The organism is Pseudoalteromonas sp. SG45-3 (assembly GCF_014164075.1).
Lineage (GTDB): Bacteria > Pseudomonadota > Gammaproteobacteria > Enterobacterales > Alteromonadaceae > Pseudoalteromonas > Pseudoalteromonas distincta.
The window spans coordinates 290,334-305,205 of record NZ_JACJEN010000003.1; the positions used below are offsets into that span (position 1 = coordinate 290,334).

The following is a 14,872-nucleotide window of genomic DNA, read 5'->3' on the forward strand; positions in this document are numbered from 1 at the left end:
AAGTTGTTAATTTATATCACTACTTTATTAGATGATTGCATAAGTCGCATTAAATTCACACAGATAGATTTAACAATTATTGAGTGAGTTTTGAACCAATTGCGCTATTTTAAAGCCTATTGCCAAATGTTGGATATCATCAAAATGAATCCCATCACCATCTGTTATGTTAATGAACGAGTTAAAATCAATAAAAGCGCACTTATTATTAGCTGCAACGCTTTTAAATGCACTAGAGAGCTTTGTTACTTTTGTATCAGCCTCTTCATAAATACGTGAATACTGCTCGGTAATTCTTATTTTAGGTGGGCTAGCAATAATAATCTTAGGAGATTTTAAAGTACTACCCTGCTGATAATAAATGTGTATTGAGTTAATTAAATCATTCAAGCCATCTGCTATTAAACTAGGTGTTAAATTAAAACGTTTTTTAAGATCGTTTGTACCAAGAGCTATAATAATAAAGTCGAGATCATGCTTATCCAAATAAGGCTTTAAATAGCTAACACCATTAAGCACACCGTCAAACGGGGGATTATGCACTAACGTGCGATTAGGTTGCCCTGCCTCTATTACGTTAAAACCACACCCTAAGTTTTTATTTAAAAGTGATGTCCAACGGGTATTTTCATCAAAGCGTTTACCCGTTACAGGGTTTAAGCCCCATGTATTTGAATCCCCAAAGCAGAGAATATTTTTTATTATTTGAGTCATTAAAATGGATTGAGCGTATAGCCTTGCTGTTGAAGTTGTGCGTGAGCGGTCATAGCCGAAAGCGACATTTTTACACCCTCAATTAAAAGCGCTGGCGTTACTTTAAAGTGAGTAGCAGATTGCCCGCAAACATACACTTTAGTGTTATTTGCTAGTAGCTGCTCAATTAATGCTTGGTTTTTATTGTCAGCGTTAAAGCGTTTTTTATATTCGCTATTAGCTAACACATCAACACTTGCGCTACCGTGCACAACTAATGCAAGTTGTATGTTTTCAGGCTTTACGCCATGCGCCACATGCATGTTAATAAAACGCGCTAGCGAATTTATTGAATTATTTTGCGCGCCTTTTTCAGCGCCATCAGCAACATCAAATGCTATTTTAAATACCGTAGCGTCATTAATTTCATCATGCTCGGGTACATTGTAATAATTACCATATCCCTTAATTGGTTGCTCTGTTGCATATATTAAAGGGCTAAAAAGCAGCACTAACAATAGTAAATATTTCATAAAACAATCCTGTGTTTTTTAAGATTATTACTAAACTACCAGAGACAACCAAAAAAGGCTGCAATTTAAGCAACCTTTTGGGTACTTTTATGGCTGTGGTTAATAAACTGCATACCTAAATAACTAAACGTATTTTTAAACTGCTCTACAAAACAGGCGGGGGCTTCACTTGATGACGCATTAGAAAGCACTGAAAAATGCTTACTACGTAAACTACGAAGCTTAGGTTTTAATGCTTCATCGTCCATATAATCGGTTATTCTATCGATAAATAATTTCATTTGTACCGTGGTGCTGTACCAATAAACAGGAGACGCGAACACCCAATGATCATATTTTAAAAGTGCTTCAAACACAGCGTAAAAATCATCATTTTTATAGTTTTTGTTATAGCAGTACGGCGCAATTTTATAATCATCTAAGCATATTACACGCACATTATTTTGCTCTGCAAATCCATTAACGTGCGCCTGTGTATTACCATTTTTGCGTGCGCTTGAATAAATAATAACAGTGCTACGCTCAAGTTTTTGTTGCATTTAGTTAGCTCCTTTTTTAATGTTACAAGAAGCTTAAAACCTCAAGCTATATTGAGGTCAATCGGAAATTAAAAATAATGCCAATAGATCAAAAAAAACTAACTGAGGCCAACTTAACCGTGGGTTATGTAGCAAAGCGTAGCGGCGTAAAAGTATCAACCCTACATTTTTACGAAACAAAAGGACTAATACGTAGCTGGCGAAATGGCGGCAATCAACGCCGCTATAAAAAAGATGTACTGCGCCGCATAGCGGTAATAAAAGCCGCACAAGCAATGGGAATAACCCTTGATGAAATTAAACAAACACTGGCCACATTACCTGATCAGCGCACACCCACGCAAAAAGACTGGGCAGCCCTTTCAAAGCAATGGCAAGCACAGCTGGACGAGCGGATAGTGTATATGCATCGTTTGCGCGATCGCGTTGATGGATGTATTGGCTGTGGGTGCTTATCTATGAGTAAATGCCCTATTTATAACAAAAATGACCACTTAGGCGAAAACCAAAGTGGTGCTATTTTGTTAGAGCGAGATTGAGGGCTAGATTAAAGTTAATCTAAGCCGCTTAGCCCCTCTCTCGCCGCTCGGTATAGAGCGCCTAGGGTTGAATCGAATACCGATTTTATAAAACTATATGTTAGCTCCACCGCTTTACTGATTACTTTGCCTGCAAACACTAACATATGCCCTAGTAAACCTAAGGTTTGTGTTGCAAACGAGGCTGACGCTTTAGCTATTTTATCTAAAGTACGCGCCAACATATCGTAGAAAGTGAGCCCAGTACCAATAGCAGCTTGGGCAGCAACTGCACTGTAATAGCCGGAATCTTTTAAAAGTGTGACTAACGCAGCCCCTAGTTTATCAGCCCAGAGGGAAGTAAAAGAGGCTTGATTTCTATCTTCAAACTTCAAACGTACAGGGGTACTCAAAAAATGATTAGCTTGAATGGTTAAGTTGTTCCAATTATTACTATTGGCTGTGTTTATATAGCCAGGCGTACCATTGAGAGTATGGGCAGCACCTTTTAAACCTTGCCCATTATCTAAGCGTATTTCTTGACCGCTATAAGGCGCATGCGAGAACGGCCACAAAGGTACCTTAGCAACTGGGTCTGCACCATGAGTACAGCGATAAATTTTATCAATTCTCGATGTAGCAGCCCGAGAGAAGTTTTCAAGCCCAACGCGCGGTGAGCCAAACGTATATAGCTTTACAGGTATTGAATATTCAGCTCTAATCCAATCGGCAGAAAGCGTCGCTAACGCACCACCTAAGCTGTGGCCAACTAAATGAATACAATCGGTTACTTTATCTTTAATATTAGCTTCAACAAACTCCTGTAACGCGGGCTTCATACTGTAAAAGGTCTTATTAAACCCAGCATGCACCATACTGCCATTTGAGCCTCCACTTAAACCAAAATGGCCATCAGTTAAGCCATCTCTTAGCGAGTTAGTACCTCGAATTGTTATAACTGAATCCCCCTGATAATCGCCAAGCCCATGCCCTACTAAAGCAAAACCCGTACTTAAATTAAATAAATGGGAGAAAAAACCGCCCGTTACACCTTGTACTGCGCCAGGGTTAACTGAAAAGTTAAAATTGTCGCGCAAAGATGCATGAAGTGAACGATGAAGTAAGTTAGTGGTTTTAATGCTTTTTGCTTTATAAGCAAGGTTAGCTAACTGTACCGCTTGGGTTGGCGTCAAAGTATTCATATAAGTTCCCTTTAAATTAATAGTTAAAGTTTACATGATGTGTAAATCGCAAAAGCGTGGCTGGTATCTTCTTTAATTGGAATATCGTATGTTTGCGGCTCTTTAGAAATATCGCACTTCAAGTGTGCAAGAAGCTCTTTAAGTGTGTCACTTTTTTCATGAATTGAAACAAGCGTGTACCATAAAACAATTCCTTCTGGCGTGCCGTTTTCTAAATAAATATGCTGAACCAACGAGTCGTTATCAAACATATTAGAGGGCTTACCTGTCTTTATTGTTTTTTCTGTAAAAGTAAAATAACCGTGTTCGTCTGTTGTGGTTTCGTCAACGTATTCATCGCCATACGTGAGTGAGCGCATTACTTTAGTGTTTGCAACTGGCTGCCCATTATCTAATAACTGCCCCTTTACTGGAGCCGATAAATAAAATTCTTGTTTATTAAAAAAGCCAAACATATCCGCACAAGCCTGTGATGTAGTAAAAAAAACAACGGCAATAGAGACTATTACCAACACAAAAATTTTTAAACGCGATAAAAACAAAGCAAACACTCTCCCAAGACCTAGCTATAAGCTACTTAATGTTTATGGCCAATTAATTACACCAACCATATTTATATTAAAAAAAGTAGGGGAACATACTAATTAGGTACAATTATACTGCATGTTTTTTAATCAAAAAACAATCCTAATTTAATTATAAAATAGCGTATATATTAATTTACCAATACTACTAAACGCGATACCGCCCACAAGCAAAAAACCATATATAAAATTAATAGCACCAGCTGAAGGATCGCTCCTTTTATCAATTTCTATACATGCCGTGCACACAACAAAAAATATAAAAAAGTTAGCGATAACGCCTAAAATAAAAGCATCCCCAAATAACGGTGATACACCTGTCAAAACTGCGCCCAATATTAAGAGCGAGCCTGAAAATGAATGTTTATTAAACCGGCTCTCAATCATTTTTATAACTAATGTTGCTAACATAAAGAGTAAAAAGTATAGCGTTGGCCAAAACTGATAATACAAATAGCCCCAGTTTAAAAGCTCACCTGTAGTTGATGAATAAGTTTGTTCAACTATGACAGGCGCTGAAGCATTCGCGGCATTTTCGCTAAAAAAATATCCTAACCCACCAATAATTAATTTTATAATCCCAAAAAATAAAAAACTGGCAATAGTAAACCCGATAGCGTCATCTCTTGTTAATCGCTTTTTAGCTTTGCTTTTTACAATAATGGCAAGCATTAAACCTAACAGGCATACACTTCCTAAATAAAGTACCGCTTGCCAAAAGTTATCAGAATAAAATACGGCTAAACCAGGCGCTATAAATAGATACATAGCATCTTCGTTATCTAATGAACGGCTTGGAGTACTCCGATCTGACTCTTTAAAAAGAGCTAAATATACAAATAAAGGCTGTAAAAACAGCATTAAAATACTCGTGGTAATAAGGCTCATAGATCATCCTTGATGAGAAAAAATTAATGCAGCACTAGTGCTGCATTAATATTAAAAATTGAGTGTGTAATTATGATGGGGGTTATAGGTTTATTTTTTGAAAGTATGTTTTAAGTTTTAAAAGCCCCGACTCAAGTTCAAATTTTTGTATTTTAGGATTTTTGAATTTAAACCCATTAGAAATATGAGTATTAATCATCGTCGCCATGCCCTCAAACCCAGCTGGCGCACTAGCAACTAAATCGCACAGCAAAGGGTTTATAAGCACTTGATGCTCTTCTATTAAAGCTGGGTCTTCATATATATCGTAAACAAGGTTAGTTAGTGTTTGTTGGCTTTGTTGTTCCATATCATTTCTATAGCGCCTTAGCTTAGGCGTTCATAGCTCCTTTATATTTCTAGGTAAATACATTTAAAGTTTAATTTTCAGCTAACGAGGCTTTGGCTTGCTTTTGTATATATTTAGCGCGATGCTCCCAATCAGCTCTGTTTGCATAATTTATAACGTAATCAGTATGGGTAATCACTTTATTCCACATACCAAGTCTTTGGTAAATAGTGGATAGTTCAAAATGTGCCGAAACAGTTTGAAAGTTTATTTCATTATCATGCAGTAAATACAATTCATATAATCGTGCAGATTCTCTTAAATCCTTTTTTACAAAGTGGCCACTTCGGTAAATCCAAGCAAGTTTTTTTAAAGCACTATACTCGTTATTTGCAATACGAGAGTTAATTTCCTCTAAATAACGAGTACCATCTCCAGTGTGCACGCCTATGTAATACAAAGCCTCCCAATCACCAAGACTATATGCTTTTTCACACCATGCTTCTAATTGTTCAGGTGCATGCATTAAGCTTTTTTGGCATTGCTTTGCGGCTTTTTCTACAGTTAGGTTTGGAGAATTAATATCTATATTAGGAAAAAGCGATGCTCTCGAAACAGAAGAAAATACAAAACCCCAAGTAAAGATAATTAATGATATTATTTTTACCATTGTAGTGAACCATCACTATTTACACGTTTTTCAGGTATATGCACTTGAAAGGATTTAACAGATGATTCGTACGGGTAGCCTTCTCGATAAAAATAAAGCTCTTTTAGGGATTTATCCTGATTTGAGTCACCTGAGCAACGTCTATCACTTATGCAACTAAGTCCTCCAATAAAGTCGATAAAGCGTACATTGAAAATATTATGATCTTTAAGAAATACATCAACACCAGGCTGGTCTGCTGCATTTAGTACAGCATGAAAACGATGCATAAAAGCAACAACTCTATTCTGACTTGAACGGTTTAATATAGTAGCTAAATTAACAGCCCAAAGTGCGTTTCTATAAGTGTGAGTATCAAAGCAATCGCCTCCTATACCCTTCTCTGAAGAACATACACTATCCATTATATCCATTGTTTCAACTAACACGTCGAGCGCGACTATTTTCATTCCAATATCGCGCGCAGCCTTAACAAGTTCTCCATAAGCATGAGGTGTTAAATAACCATGGGTCCAATACTTATTAAAATACTGCTGTATAACATTAAAACCTTTACCTGTGCGCTGATAAAAGTCTATTTTCTCCTGCATAGCTCTTGGTAGCATTTCGATCGCAAAATGCGTGAAACCAGCAGCTTTTAGCTGTTTGATTGCCTTTATTGCTTCATATTTATATCCGGCAGTGCTATGGCTTGATTCACCAAGCATCACTAAGCGTGCATTACCGGCAATTCTTTTATAATTTACATCCGTGTTTATTTTATTCATTACCTATCCTTGTTTTTCATTTAAATTTTCAAAACACCATCTATAAAATGCAATAGCGTCATTATTTTCAGAGCTGTATGGAGCAACTGCATATTCATAGCTCATTGCAAATAAAAGCTCTTGTGCAGTGAAGTTACACTCTTCACTTTTTAAATAACATTCCTTAACTCCGCTCCATAATTGCATTGCGCGACTTACGTAGTCATCACCCCACTTTTCTTTAAATTGCTTGCTGGGGTTGTTCTTTAGTGTAAAAGAAGCAACGTCTTGGAGTGTTAAATTTGTGATATTAATACATACCATAATGAACAGCTAACTTTCAGGTGACTTGCAATACAAATTTTCTAGGGCTTTAATCAGCGACCGATCCGGCACTAAGGAGTGAACAGAAACCAGGTGCAGAATGGATGAGTCCACAATAAAATTTATTTCTCCATCGGGTATTCTGTACTCATACTTGGATATGACTTTATTTTCCTTATGTAATAAAAAGTTTTTTTCATTACATATAGGGCAAATTGCTATATGGCGTCTTTTATTAATTACCTCTGCCTTGTCTAGAGCATCCAAAAACCACTTCAAAAAAGTTTCTTTCTCTGAATTTGATTTAAACTCAGTACTCATTAAATCTAAATTGATTTTACGATCATTTGGCTTATGTGAAATCACTCACAGCTCCTTGTTAATACCGAGCCATGCACTAAGCACAGCTCACTTTGCCTATAAGTTCACTTCTGAAGACAGAAAATCATAAAAAAACAACCCTTCTTCTTCATGTTCATCAAAAATCTCTTTACCTGCAAGCATATAAGCTTTTAACAGTGAATTTTTACTACTATCTTTATCCCCAAGTTGGTAATAACATTGCCCTATTCTAAAGTGGATAAATGCATTTTCATTTGCTTCAGGATAATTTAAGGCGTCCAATAAAGAGTCTAAAGACTTTTCATATTCATCAATCATGTAAAAACTATCACCAATCGAAACTTTGAGCCATAGTACTTCATTCCAATCTTCATCAGGGTCAATGATTAAATCAAGCGCTTTTTGCCAAATGGCTATAGCGCCTAAAAAATCATCTTCATCGAACAAGTCATTACCTTGTTCGCAATACCGCTCTATTTGATCATGAATATCCATTATTTATACTCACTATAGAAAGTTTTATACTTCTTCGGCTGACTAACAAAGCAGCGCCCTTTAGATATTGTATTCGCTTTATCAAACCACATTTTTGCTAGCTCTAGCTCACCTTGCTCAAAATAAATGGCTCCCTTTAAGAATATAGGTCCATCATCATAGTCATCTAGATGATCTGAGTTCAAGAGTTCATCCACTATCTTATGAGAATTTTCATAAAAGCCTAACTCCTTATACATTTCGCAGATTCCAGATACAAAGCTGAGAGTTACGTCCCAGTCGAATTTAGGCTCAGGTAATAACTCCCATGCTTTTTCTGCTTGCTCTTTCGCCGTATTAAGATCTTTTTTTTCTAATGCTTCATAGGCCGCGATATAGAGTGCATCAATTTCATCTCTCAAATTTACAGGTAAGTTTTTCATATCTATCCTAGTGGTGGTTTATAGCGCTCTTTCAGCTTAGCTCCAGCTGAGCGATTAGAACTGTAATGATCTAGAGTATAATTATTTGAATCTAACATCCATTTTCGAACTTGTTTAGATTTTGGACCATGTTTACGCCCAGTCGTATTCCAGTATTTTACCGCATCCATTGGCTCATGTGCCATATCAGCTTCGGATAAAGGGTACCACTTTCCATTACTAGCTTGAAATTCAGTACCTTTAAAAGAAGACCTTATTTTACCTTGCGCTTTCATTCTATTAATTACTTCTTTGCCTGTTCGCGATTTTTTACCCGGTGTACGACCTAGGTACTTCAGACGTAATGATTTTTTACGTTTTTTCTTAGCTTTAGGGAGGCTTGCAGGTACTGCATTTCTTAGATTATCAGAGAGCCTATTTGGATTTCTAGTATTATCGTTACCTCCTTCATCCTCTAAGCTCTGCCATTTACCATCTTTTAGCTGCGAGTACTGACCTGACTCTTCTTTAAATATGCCTTCTTCATCATGAATAATATTCGAATTTTCATGCCCATCAATATAAGTACAAGCAGCCCAGTGGTATTCACCCATATTCTCAGCGAGCAGTTCAGATATATGCTTACTTTCAGTAACCTGAATTGAATTGGATGATATATTTAAACTTCCACAATTTGGATGCAGCATATACCCTGGGATTACATCGCCTTCAGTGTATACTTTTTTGAAAACACCACTAGAAACAGTACCATCTTCAATTTTACTACCTAAGTCATCGGTAATTGTAGCCCCGTCCCATGAATAAACTGTTAAGCTAGTTCCCATCGGAACGGTCGCAGGCTTTGTAACATCTATCGAACCATGTCCTGCAAATACATTTTTCTTCTGACCGTCTTTACATGTCAACCCAAACGGATCCACCCAATTCACCGGGTTCGGCGCATATTGGTAATGGTTTATGCCGCCCACTAAGCCAATTGGATCTTGGTTTATAAAGCGTTGTTGTTTGGGGCTGTAATAGCGATAACGGTTGTAATGTAAGCCGCTCTCTTCGTCTAAGTACTGCCCCTGAAAGCGTATTGGCTGAGTGAAGCTGTTTTTAGTGCTTACCTCTGGCTCTTCATAACCATACACATCGGCTTTGTTTTCCCATACTACTCGTGCTTTGTTGTTGGTTACAAAACGCGGGGTGTTAAGTTGGTCTAGGTGGTAATAATACAGCTCACCTTTTTTAATTAGCGCGACTGGGTGAAATTGATTTGGCAGGTTGATATACCAGGTATATTCACCGTGTTGGCATTCGCCGATTAACTGGTCGTTATCCCAAATGAAGTCAATTTTACCGTGCTCGGTGTGCTTGGCTATACGACGCCCTAATGAGTCGTAGTCGTATTGGGTGAGCGTGCCGTTGTTGTTAAAACAGCTTAACTGATTAAACGCGTTGTATTCACGGCGGGTTTTAATGCCTTTGCCGGTTTCGCGTATTTGGTTACCAAACTCATCGTAGTAAAAGTCGCTGTCGCCAAAGTGTGTTAGGCGGTCGGCGTCGGTGGCACTGTTTATTGTGGTGTTGTTAGTGCCTTCATTGTTTACTACTGAGTCAGCGTTGATACTGTTTTTACTACTACTTTCACTACTATTTGGTACTAACTCATTGTATTCGCTATGCGTGGCGCGTGTTAAATCAATAGAAGAGCTGGCTGTATGCTCGTTACTGGCAGTATCAGGTTCTATACCCTGCTCGCCTATATCTCTAAGGTCTGCATCGCTTGTGTTTGATTGAACAGTCTGACTTTGCGGGTTACCAAAGCTATCCCACTGGTAGTGCGTGGTTGTATCAGCACGTGAGCTTGCCAGTGTTTGTTGTATTAACTGGCCTAAGCTGTTGTATTCAAAATTGATATTTTGGCTGCTTACGCCTTCATTTTTGCGGGCAATAAGCTGGTTTACACTGTCGTAATTATACGTACAGGTATCAAATAGCGCTTGCGCAGGATGGATTAACTGCTGCTGTGTTAAGCGGTTAAATACATCAAACTGCTGAGTAAGGGTTATGCTGTTACCAAAGTGCTGGGTTTTAATATTACCTTGGCTGTCGTAACTTAAGGTTACAAGCGCCTTCGCAAGTTCAGCCTCTTTGCTATTGGTTTGTAGTAAATTAATGCCGCTTAGCTGGCCAAACTGGTTGTAGCTGTATTTAAGCGTAGTTGAATCTGGCAGGGTAAGGGTTTGCCTTCTGCCGTATTCGTCGTAACTGTATTTTAAGGTATGCGCTTGTTGCTGGTTATTAACTTGCTCGGCGCACAGTAGCCTGCCGCCTTTATCAAACGTTTGTTTAAGTGTTGATTGCGCATTATGTGCACGCGCAATTTTACCTTGCTTTGTGTAGCTGTAGTAATTGGCGTTATTAACGATATGTGAGTCGCTTGCAAGGCTTGCATGCTGCGCAGTTACACGGCCTAGGCTGTCGCGCTCTATTTTTACGTGGCGTTTGTTGCTTTGCGTTACTGAGGCTAAACGGTTACAGGCATCGTATTTATATTGCTGTAGCGTGCCATCAAACCCGGTTATTTGTGTTGGATTTTCGTTAGCGTCGTAACTTATGCGGTATACGTGACCGTCGCTTCGCTCGATGGCTGTTAAGTTCCGCTCTTTGTCATACGTTAAATGCAGTGCGCTGCCATCGGGCTGAATAACACAATGCGGTTGGCTTAGCCCTTCAAAGTGTTGCTCTGTGGTATCGCCTTTGCTGTTTTGCGAGCTAACTAATCGCCCTGCTTCGTCGTAGCTAAAATATTGATGCTGTTTATTTTCAGGCTCTTTTTCATCAAAGGCAATTGTTTGCGTAAGCTGGCCGTGCTCATTGTATTTATATTGAGTGAGTAACCCTGCGTTATTAAGTGTGGCATTTACGCGGCCTAAGCTGTCGTAGCTGTAACGTATTAGCTCATCGTTGTGGTGTTTTGCTAAAAGCTCACCTTGTTCGTTCCAAATAAACTTAGTGATTTGGCCGTTTTTATTTATATGCTGGGTTAACTGGCCAAGCTTATCGTAGCTGTATAACGTGGTGCGGCCATCGCCAAAGGTTTCGCTTTGTAATAAGCCAGCCACACTGTATTTACGCGTAATGGTTTGGCCATCAGGTAAGGTAGTTAATACACGTTGCCCAAGTTGGTTGTAGGCAAAATGGGTTTGGTTACCATCTGGCTGTGTTATTGTTTCTAATTGGCCGAAAGGTGTGTAGGTATAGCGCGTTATGCTGCTATCGGGCTTTATTTCACTGAGCTTTTGGCCTTGTGCATTGTATGTATATTGCCAAACATTGCCGTTAGGGTCGGTATGTTTTACCAGTTTACCTTGTGCGTTATGTACAAAGTGCTCTTTGTGGCCGCGAGAGTCTATACAAATTGTTTCACCAGCCTCTGAGTTATATTCAAACTGGTAGGTATATGTATTGTTATCGCCCCACTGCTTTATACATTTTGCGCTGGGTGAGTAGCTATCCCACTCAAAATGATGGCTAAAGCCACTGGCTCGGGTACGCTTTGTTAATAAATTAGCGGCGTTATAGGCGTAACGCTCAGTTTCGTTTTGCTGATTAGTTGACTGAACAAGGTTTTTGTTTTCGTCGTACTCATAGCTTGCTAGTAATGGCGATAGCAATTGCTGTTTGTTGTTTTTATCGGTGTAGTACGCTGCTATTTTGCTTAATAAACCTTGCGCGTTGTAGCTAATAATGCAGCCACGTACTTTGTTTACTTCTATGCGGTGTAGGCGCTCTTTCGCATCGTAATAAAACGCGATGCTTTGGCCTTTTTCGTTAATTATTTTTTCAAGCAACCACGCGCTTTCGCCTGGTTTAAAGGTAAGGTGTTGGTCATCTGGCGTTACAAGTACTTGCTTACCATTTGTTTGGTAATGTAGCGCAAGGTTACTACTTAATTGATAGCTCGATTGGCCAGGTTTTACCTTTTCAAATTTATGTTTAGCGCCATGCTCGTCTTGGTACTCTAACCAGTAGGTGCCTTTTTGCTTAGGGCCCACTTTTGGCGGCGGCAAGTAATGCTCTGTAAGGCTTGCCATAAAGTCGTGGCGCCAACCATTACCCATTGTTGTGCATACATCAGCATGAGATGAGCGATACAAACGTCGCCATATTAATTGGCGACTCCCTGCTAGGGTAAAGTCGATAAGCGGGAGGATTTCTTCGCCAGAGAGCATTGAAACCGGATCTGAACGGCATTCTTGGTTTGTAATGGGCTCTTCGCTTGCGGTGTTATTACTTGCACCGCCAGTGTTTTTAGCGGGTGCTTGCGATGCGCTTTTACCTGATGCGGTTGAGCTTGATTTTTTGTTCGACTTTTTGCCCGCTGAGCCACTATTAGTATTATCGCTTACTTGAATGGCCGACTTTGCTTTTTGGTGGAAACACGTTACTGCGCCAGCTATTAAAGCTTGGGTAAGTACGCTTGCGGTTTCGCGAGCTGATGCGCTGCGTGGGCAGTTAACGCCAGCACTATTTAATAAATTAATTACATCAAGACGTTTGGCAGCGTCACCAGTTAGCGCACCACCAATTTCAGCTATTTGCTGTTTAGCACTTTGTGCCGTGTTTGCTACTGCAGGTGCATAGCCAGAGGGCGTTTGGCCTTTACCAGCAACGAGGCAAATGGGGTAACTTGATCCTTGTAAAACAACTGTATTACTTTGCATTAGTTGTGTACTTCCTCACTTATCCATAAGTATGATGCTGCGGCCTGGTATTTTGATTGTTCTTGAGAAATCACTAACGCATGTTTAAAGTGATTTACAATAGCCGGGCTTGAGGTCAATTGATATAAATTGACGAGTCCTTCAAGCGCACCAATTTTACCTAATTTGTAATTAGGTAATTCATAATGTGTATGCTCACTAATTAAATTACTGAGCAATTGTAAATTTGTTAACCACACATCGCTTTCGTGGTTTACGCCATTACCTGGCGCACATATAAAATCTATTCGTTTTTTACTATTAAGCGCAATGTTAGAAAAAATCCCACTTAATTGGTTATGCTTTATAAAATCTACAGATGGAGCCAGTTCGTGGCTTTGTTGCATCCAACCCGTTTTACCTGCTGTAACAGTTGCAAATGCACCACCAACACCTCGATAGGCATATTCACCATTTATATTTGCTTTGTATGTTGCGTCTACTGCAAGTACGTTAACCTTTTTCCACTGATTTTTTTGCACAAGTTCGATCATTGTATTAGCGCCTGTAGCACCATAAAACAAAATATGACTTACATGCTGTGGAAATAACTGTTTTAAACTATTTGCCAAAAGTTGCTTAAGCTCGCCTTGGTATTCAAGCGCAGGAAGCAACCAAACTAAAGGTGCTTGTAAGTCTTCAACTTTTGCAAATAATTCTTTTGCTTTTAATATGCAATCGTAAATGCATGCATTCCACGATTGCCATTCTTTAAACTCATTTGATGCAGACTCTTCGCCGTATAAAAGCTCATCTATGTCTTGAGAAAATGGCGCTAAAAAACACTCCATATTAATATTAAAAGCACTCACAACACGGCCTCCGCAGCTAACTTTTTAGCAGTAGCGTGTTGGTAGTAGTTATATAAGTTAAATACAGCTTGGCTATAGCTATCCATAGCAGACATTTCTATAGCATTTAACTTAGTATTTAGCGCTTTACCTGCTATTAAGCGCGAAGATGAAAGCTCGCCCTCAAACTTTGGCCAGTTAGTGTGTAACTGACGCTTAAATTCACTACACGATAACTCATCACCTTGCCATGCTTGCAGTTGTGTTTCAAAGCTCACTAATAAATCAAGCTTATCGCCGAGCAAGCGCCTTATTAAAGCAATAATGGTATGTGGTTCTTCAACTTTATTTAAAAAAGTATTAGCTAATGGAATTAATTTTGCAAAGCTACTTTGCAGTAATACCTGCATAGTTTGGTCAACCGTTAAAGTGTTGCTTGCATGGTTGCCAACTACATTCACCTGTTCCCAACTGAGTGATAATAAAAAAAGCGACATTAACGGAGAATTAATAAGCCCAGCATTGCATAAGTGTTTAAACGTATTTATTACTTCGGTATTTTTGGCTTGGCTACTTATTAATAAATTTTGCTCCAACGCTGGCTGTAAATGCTCAAGTGACTCTTTGTCAGTGGTTAATGCAAAGCACAAAGTTTTTAAGTCAATATAAGCGATTAAATTCAAGCTGTGTTGCTGTAACAGAACTTTATAAATAATTAATTTAGTTAGGCTATGTAAGGTAGGCTCGTTCATTAAAGCGTTAATAAACGCTAAGTTAATGTTTTGAGGCAAATTAGCCATTACCTCAACGCATGCTTGTGCAGTGGAATCAATATTGGGGTCACTTTGTAAAAAAGTGATTAATTGCACTAAATCTGGCTGGCTAAATTTTTGTGGGACGTTATTTTTCTTAGCCGTTAACCAACATGCTTCTAATAGCTTTGTTTTAAGCGTTTTAATAAAACCTACGCATGTAAAAGGGCAATATTGTGCTTCACTAATTGCTAGCAGTTGCGCTTTATGATTACTTAGGTATGTAGATAGCAA

17 protein-coding genes are annotated in these 14,872 nt (G+C 38.8%); 1 reads left to right on the plus strand and 16 read right to left on the minus strand.

The annotated features are described in order from the left end of the window. Positions 1 to 69: 69 nt before the first annotated feature. The 3 genes from H5126_RS05780 to H5126_RS05790 form a co-directional block, all read right to left on the minus strand. Entirely contained in the window at positions 70 to 705 is a 636-nt protein-coding gene (locus tag H5126_RS05780) for an SGNH/GDSL hydrolase family protein (RefSeq protein ID WP_182720007.1), read from the minus strand. An 8-nt stretch (positions 706 to 713) separates the two neighbouring features. Beyond that, positions 714 to 1,226, minus strand: coding sequence for a DsrE family protein (locus H5126_RS05785; RefSeq protein WP_024595603.1), 513 nt, complete (start codon positions 1,224 to 1,226; stop codon positions 714 to 716). A gap of 65 nt (positions 1,227 to 1,291) precedes the next feature. After that, positions 1,292 to 1,765 (minus strand): flavodoxin family protein, encoded by a 474-nt coding sequence (locus tag H5126_RS05790; RefSeq protein ID WP_182674961.1) that lies wholly within the window; start codon positions 1,763 to 1,765, stop codon positions 1,292 to 1,294. Positions 1,766 to 1,842: 77 nt separating this feature from the next. Between H5126_RS05790 and soxR the strand changes: the two genes are divergently transcribed. Then, positions 1,843 to 2,304 (plus strand): redox-sensitive transcriptional activator SoxR, encoded by a 462-nt coding sequence (soxR, locus tag H5126_RS05795; protein WP_182693756.1) that lies wholly within the window; start codon positions 1,843 to 1,845, stop codon positions 2,302 to 2,304. 14 nt (positions 2,305 to 2,318) lie between these two features. Here the strand turns inward: soxR and H5126_RS05800 are convergent, their stop codons facing one another. From H5126_RS05800 to H5126_RS05860, 13 genes are all read right to left on the minus strand, one after another. After that, positions 2,319 to 3,485 carry a lipase family protein gene (locus H5126_RS05800; protein WP_182719970.1) on the minus strand — a complete coding sequence of 389 codons (1,167 nt, stop codon included), beginning with the start codon at positions 3,483 to 3,485 and terminating at the stop codon, positions 2,319 to 2,321. A gap of 23 nt (positions 3,486 to 3,508) precedes the next feature. Next, positions 3,509 to 3,940: a DUF4198 domain-containing protein gene (locus H5126_RS05805; protein WP_253188801.1), complete on the minus strand. Its 432-nt coding sequence runs from the start codon at positions 3,938 to 3,940 to the stop codon at positions 3,509 to 3,511. A 237-nt stretch (positions 3,941 to 4,177) separates the two neighbouring features. Next, a complete protein-coding gene (locus tag H5126_RS05810; RefSeq protein ID WP_182719971.1) occupies positions 4,178 to 4,957 on the minus strand; it encodes a hypothetical protein in 780 nt (259 codons plus the stop codon). 82 nt (positions 4,958 to 5,039) lie between these two features. Beyond that, positions 5,040 to 5,306 (minus strand): hypothetical protein, encoded by a 267-nt coding sequence (locus H5126_RS05815; RefSeq protein WP_182719972.1) that lies wholly within the window; start codon positions 5,304 to 5,306, stop codon positions 5,040 to 5,042. A gap of 70 nt (positions 5,307 to 5,376) precedes the next feature. Further along, positions 5,377 to 5,955, minus strand: a complete 579-nt coding sequence (locus H5126_RS05820) for a hypothetical protein (protein ID WP_182719973.1) — start codon at positions 5,953 to 5,955, stop codon at positions 5,377 to 5,379. Continuing rightward, complete coding sequence (locus H5126_RS05825; RefSeq protein ID WP_182719974.1) at positions 5,949 to 6,722, minus strand: ChaN family lipoprotein; 774 nt, start codon at positions 6,720 to 6,722, stop codon at positions 5,949 to 5,951. The genes H5126_RS05820 and H5126_RS05825 overlap by 7 nt, the downstream gene beginning before the upstream one ends. Positions 6,723 to 6,725: 3 nt before the next feature. Beyond that, positions 6,726 to 7,025, minus strand: a complete 300-nt coding sequence (locus tag H5126_RS05830; protein ID WP_182719975.1) for a hypothetical protein — start codon at positions 7,023 to 7,025, stop codon at positions 6,726 to 6,728. A gap of 9 nt (positions 7,026 to 7,034) precedes the next feature. Then, entirely contained in the window at positions 7,035 to 7,391 is a 357-nt protein-coding gene (locus H5126_RS05835) for a hypothetical protein (RefSeq protein WP_182719976.1), read from the minus strand. Between the two features lie 51 nt (positions 7,392 to 7,442). Next, positions 7,443 to 7,862: a tol-pal system YbgF family protein gene (locus H5126_RS05840; RefSeq protein ID WP_182719977.1), complete on the minus strand. Its 420-nt coding sequence runs from the start codon at positions 7,860 to 7,862 to the stop codon at positions 7,443 to 7,445. Then, positions 7,862 to 8,284, minus strand: coding sequence for a hypothetical protein (locus H5126_RS05845; RefSeq protein ID WP_182719978.1), 423 nt, complete (start codon positions 8,282 to 8,284; stop codon positions 7,862 to 7,864). The genes H5126_RS05840 and H5126_RS05845 overlap by 1 nt, the downstream gene beginning before the upstream one ends. A gap of 2 nt (positions 8,285 to 8,286) precedes the next feature. Continuing rightward, a complete protein-coding gene (locus H5126_RS05850) occupies positions 8,287 to 12,996 on the minus strand; it encodes an RHS repeat-associated core domain-containing protein (RefSeq protein WP_182719979.1) in 4,710 nt (1,569 codons plus the stop codon). Beyond that, positions 12,996 to 13,847 carry a hypothetical protein gene (locus H5126_RS05855; protein WP_182719980.1) on the minus strand — a complete coding sequence of 284 codons (852 nt, stop codon included), beginning with the start codon at positions 13,845 to 13,847 and terminating at the stop codon, positions 12,996 to 12,998. Before H5126_RS05855 ends, H5126_RS05850 begins: the two co-directional genes overlap by 1 nt. After that, positions 13,844 to 14,872: a hypothetical protein gene (locus tag H5126_RS05860; protein WP_024595243.1), complete on the minus strand. Its 1,029-nt coding sequence runs from the start codon at positions 14,870 to 14,872 to the stop codon at positions 13,844 to 13,846. Before H5126_RS05860 ends, H5126_RS05855 begins: the two co-directional genes overlap by 4 nt.

Coding starts and splice junctions, on each gene's coding strand:
- H5126_RS05785 (WP_024595603.1), bottom strand. CDS start 1,226: ATGAAATATTTACTATTGTTAGTGCTGCTTTTTAGCCCTTTAATATAT.
- H5126_RS05790 (WP_182674961.1), bottom strand. CDS start 1,765: ATGCAACAAAAACTTGAGCGTAGCACTGTTATTATTTATTCAAGCGCA.
- soxR (WP_182693756.1), top strand. CDS start 1,843: ATGCCAATAGATCAAAAAAAACTAACTGAGGCCAACTTAACCGTGGGT.
- H5126_RS05800 (WP_182719970.1), bottom strand. CDS start 3,485: ATGAATACTTTGACGCCAACCCAAGCGGTACAGTTAGCTAACCTTGCT.
- H5126_RS05805 (WP_253188801.1), bottom strand. CDS start 3,940: ATGTTTGGCTTTTTTAATAAACAAGAATTTTATTTATCGGCTCCAGTA.
- H5126_RS05810 (WP_182719971.1), bottom strand. CDS start 4,957: ATGAGCCTTATTACCACGAGTATTTTAATGCTGTTTTTACAGCCTTTA.
- H5126_RS05815 (WP_182719972.1), bottom strand. CDS start 5,306: ATGGAACAACAAAGCCAACAAACACTAACTAACCTTGTTTACGATATA.
- H5126_RS05820 (WP_182719973.1), bottom strand. CDS start 5,955: ATGGTAAAAATAATATCATTAATTATCTTTACTTGGGGTTTTGTATTT.
- H5126_RS05825 (WP_182719974.1), bottom strand. CDS start 6,722: ATGAATAAAATAAACACGGATGTAAATTATAAAAGAATTGCCGGTAAT.
- H5126_RS05830 (WP_182719975.1), bottom strand. CDS start 7,025: ATGGTATGTATTAATATCACAAATTTAACACTCCAAGACGTTGCTTCT.
- H5126_RS05840 (WP_182719977.1), bottom strand. CDS start 7,862: ATGGATATTCATGATCAAATAGAGCGGTATTGCGAACAAGGTAATGAC.
- H5126_RS05845 (WP_182719978.1), bottom strand. CDS start 8,284: ATGAAAAACTTACCTGTAAATTTGAGAGATGAAATTGATGCACTCTAT.
- H5126_RS05850 (WP_182719979.1), bottom strand. CDS start 12,996: ATGCAAAGTAATACAGTTGTTTTACAAGGATCAAGTTACCCCATTTGC.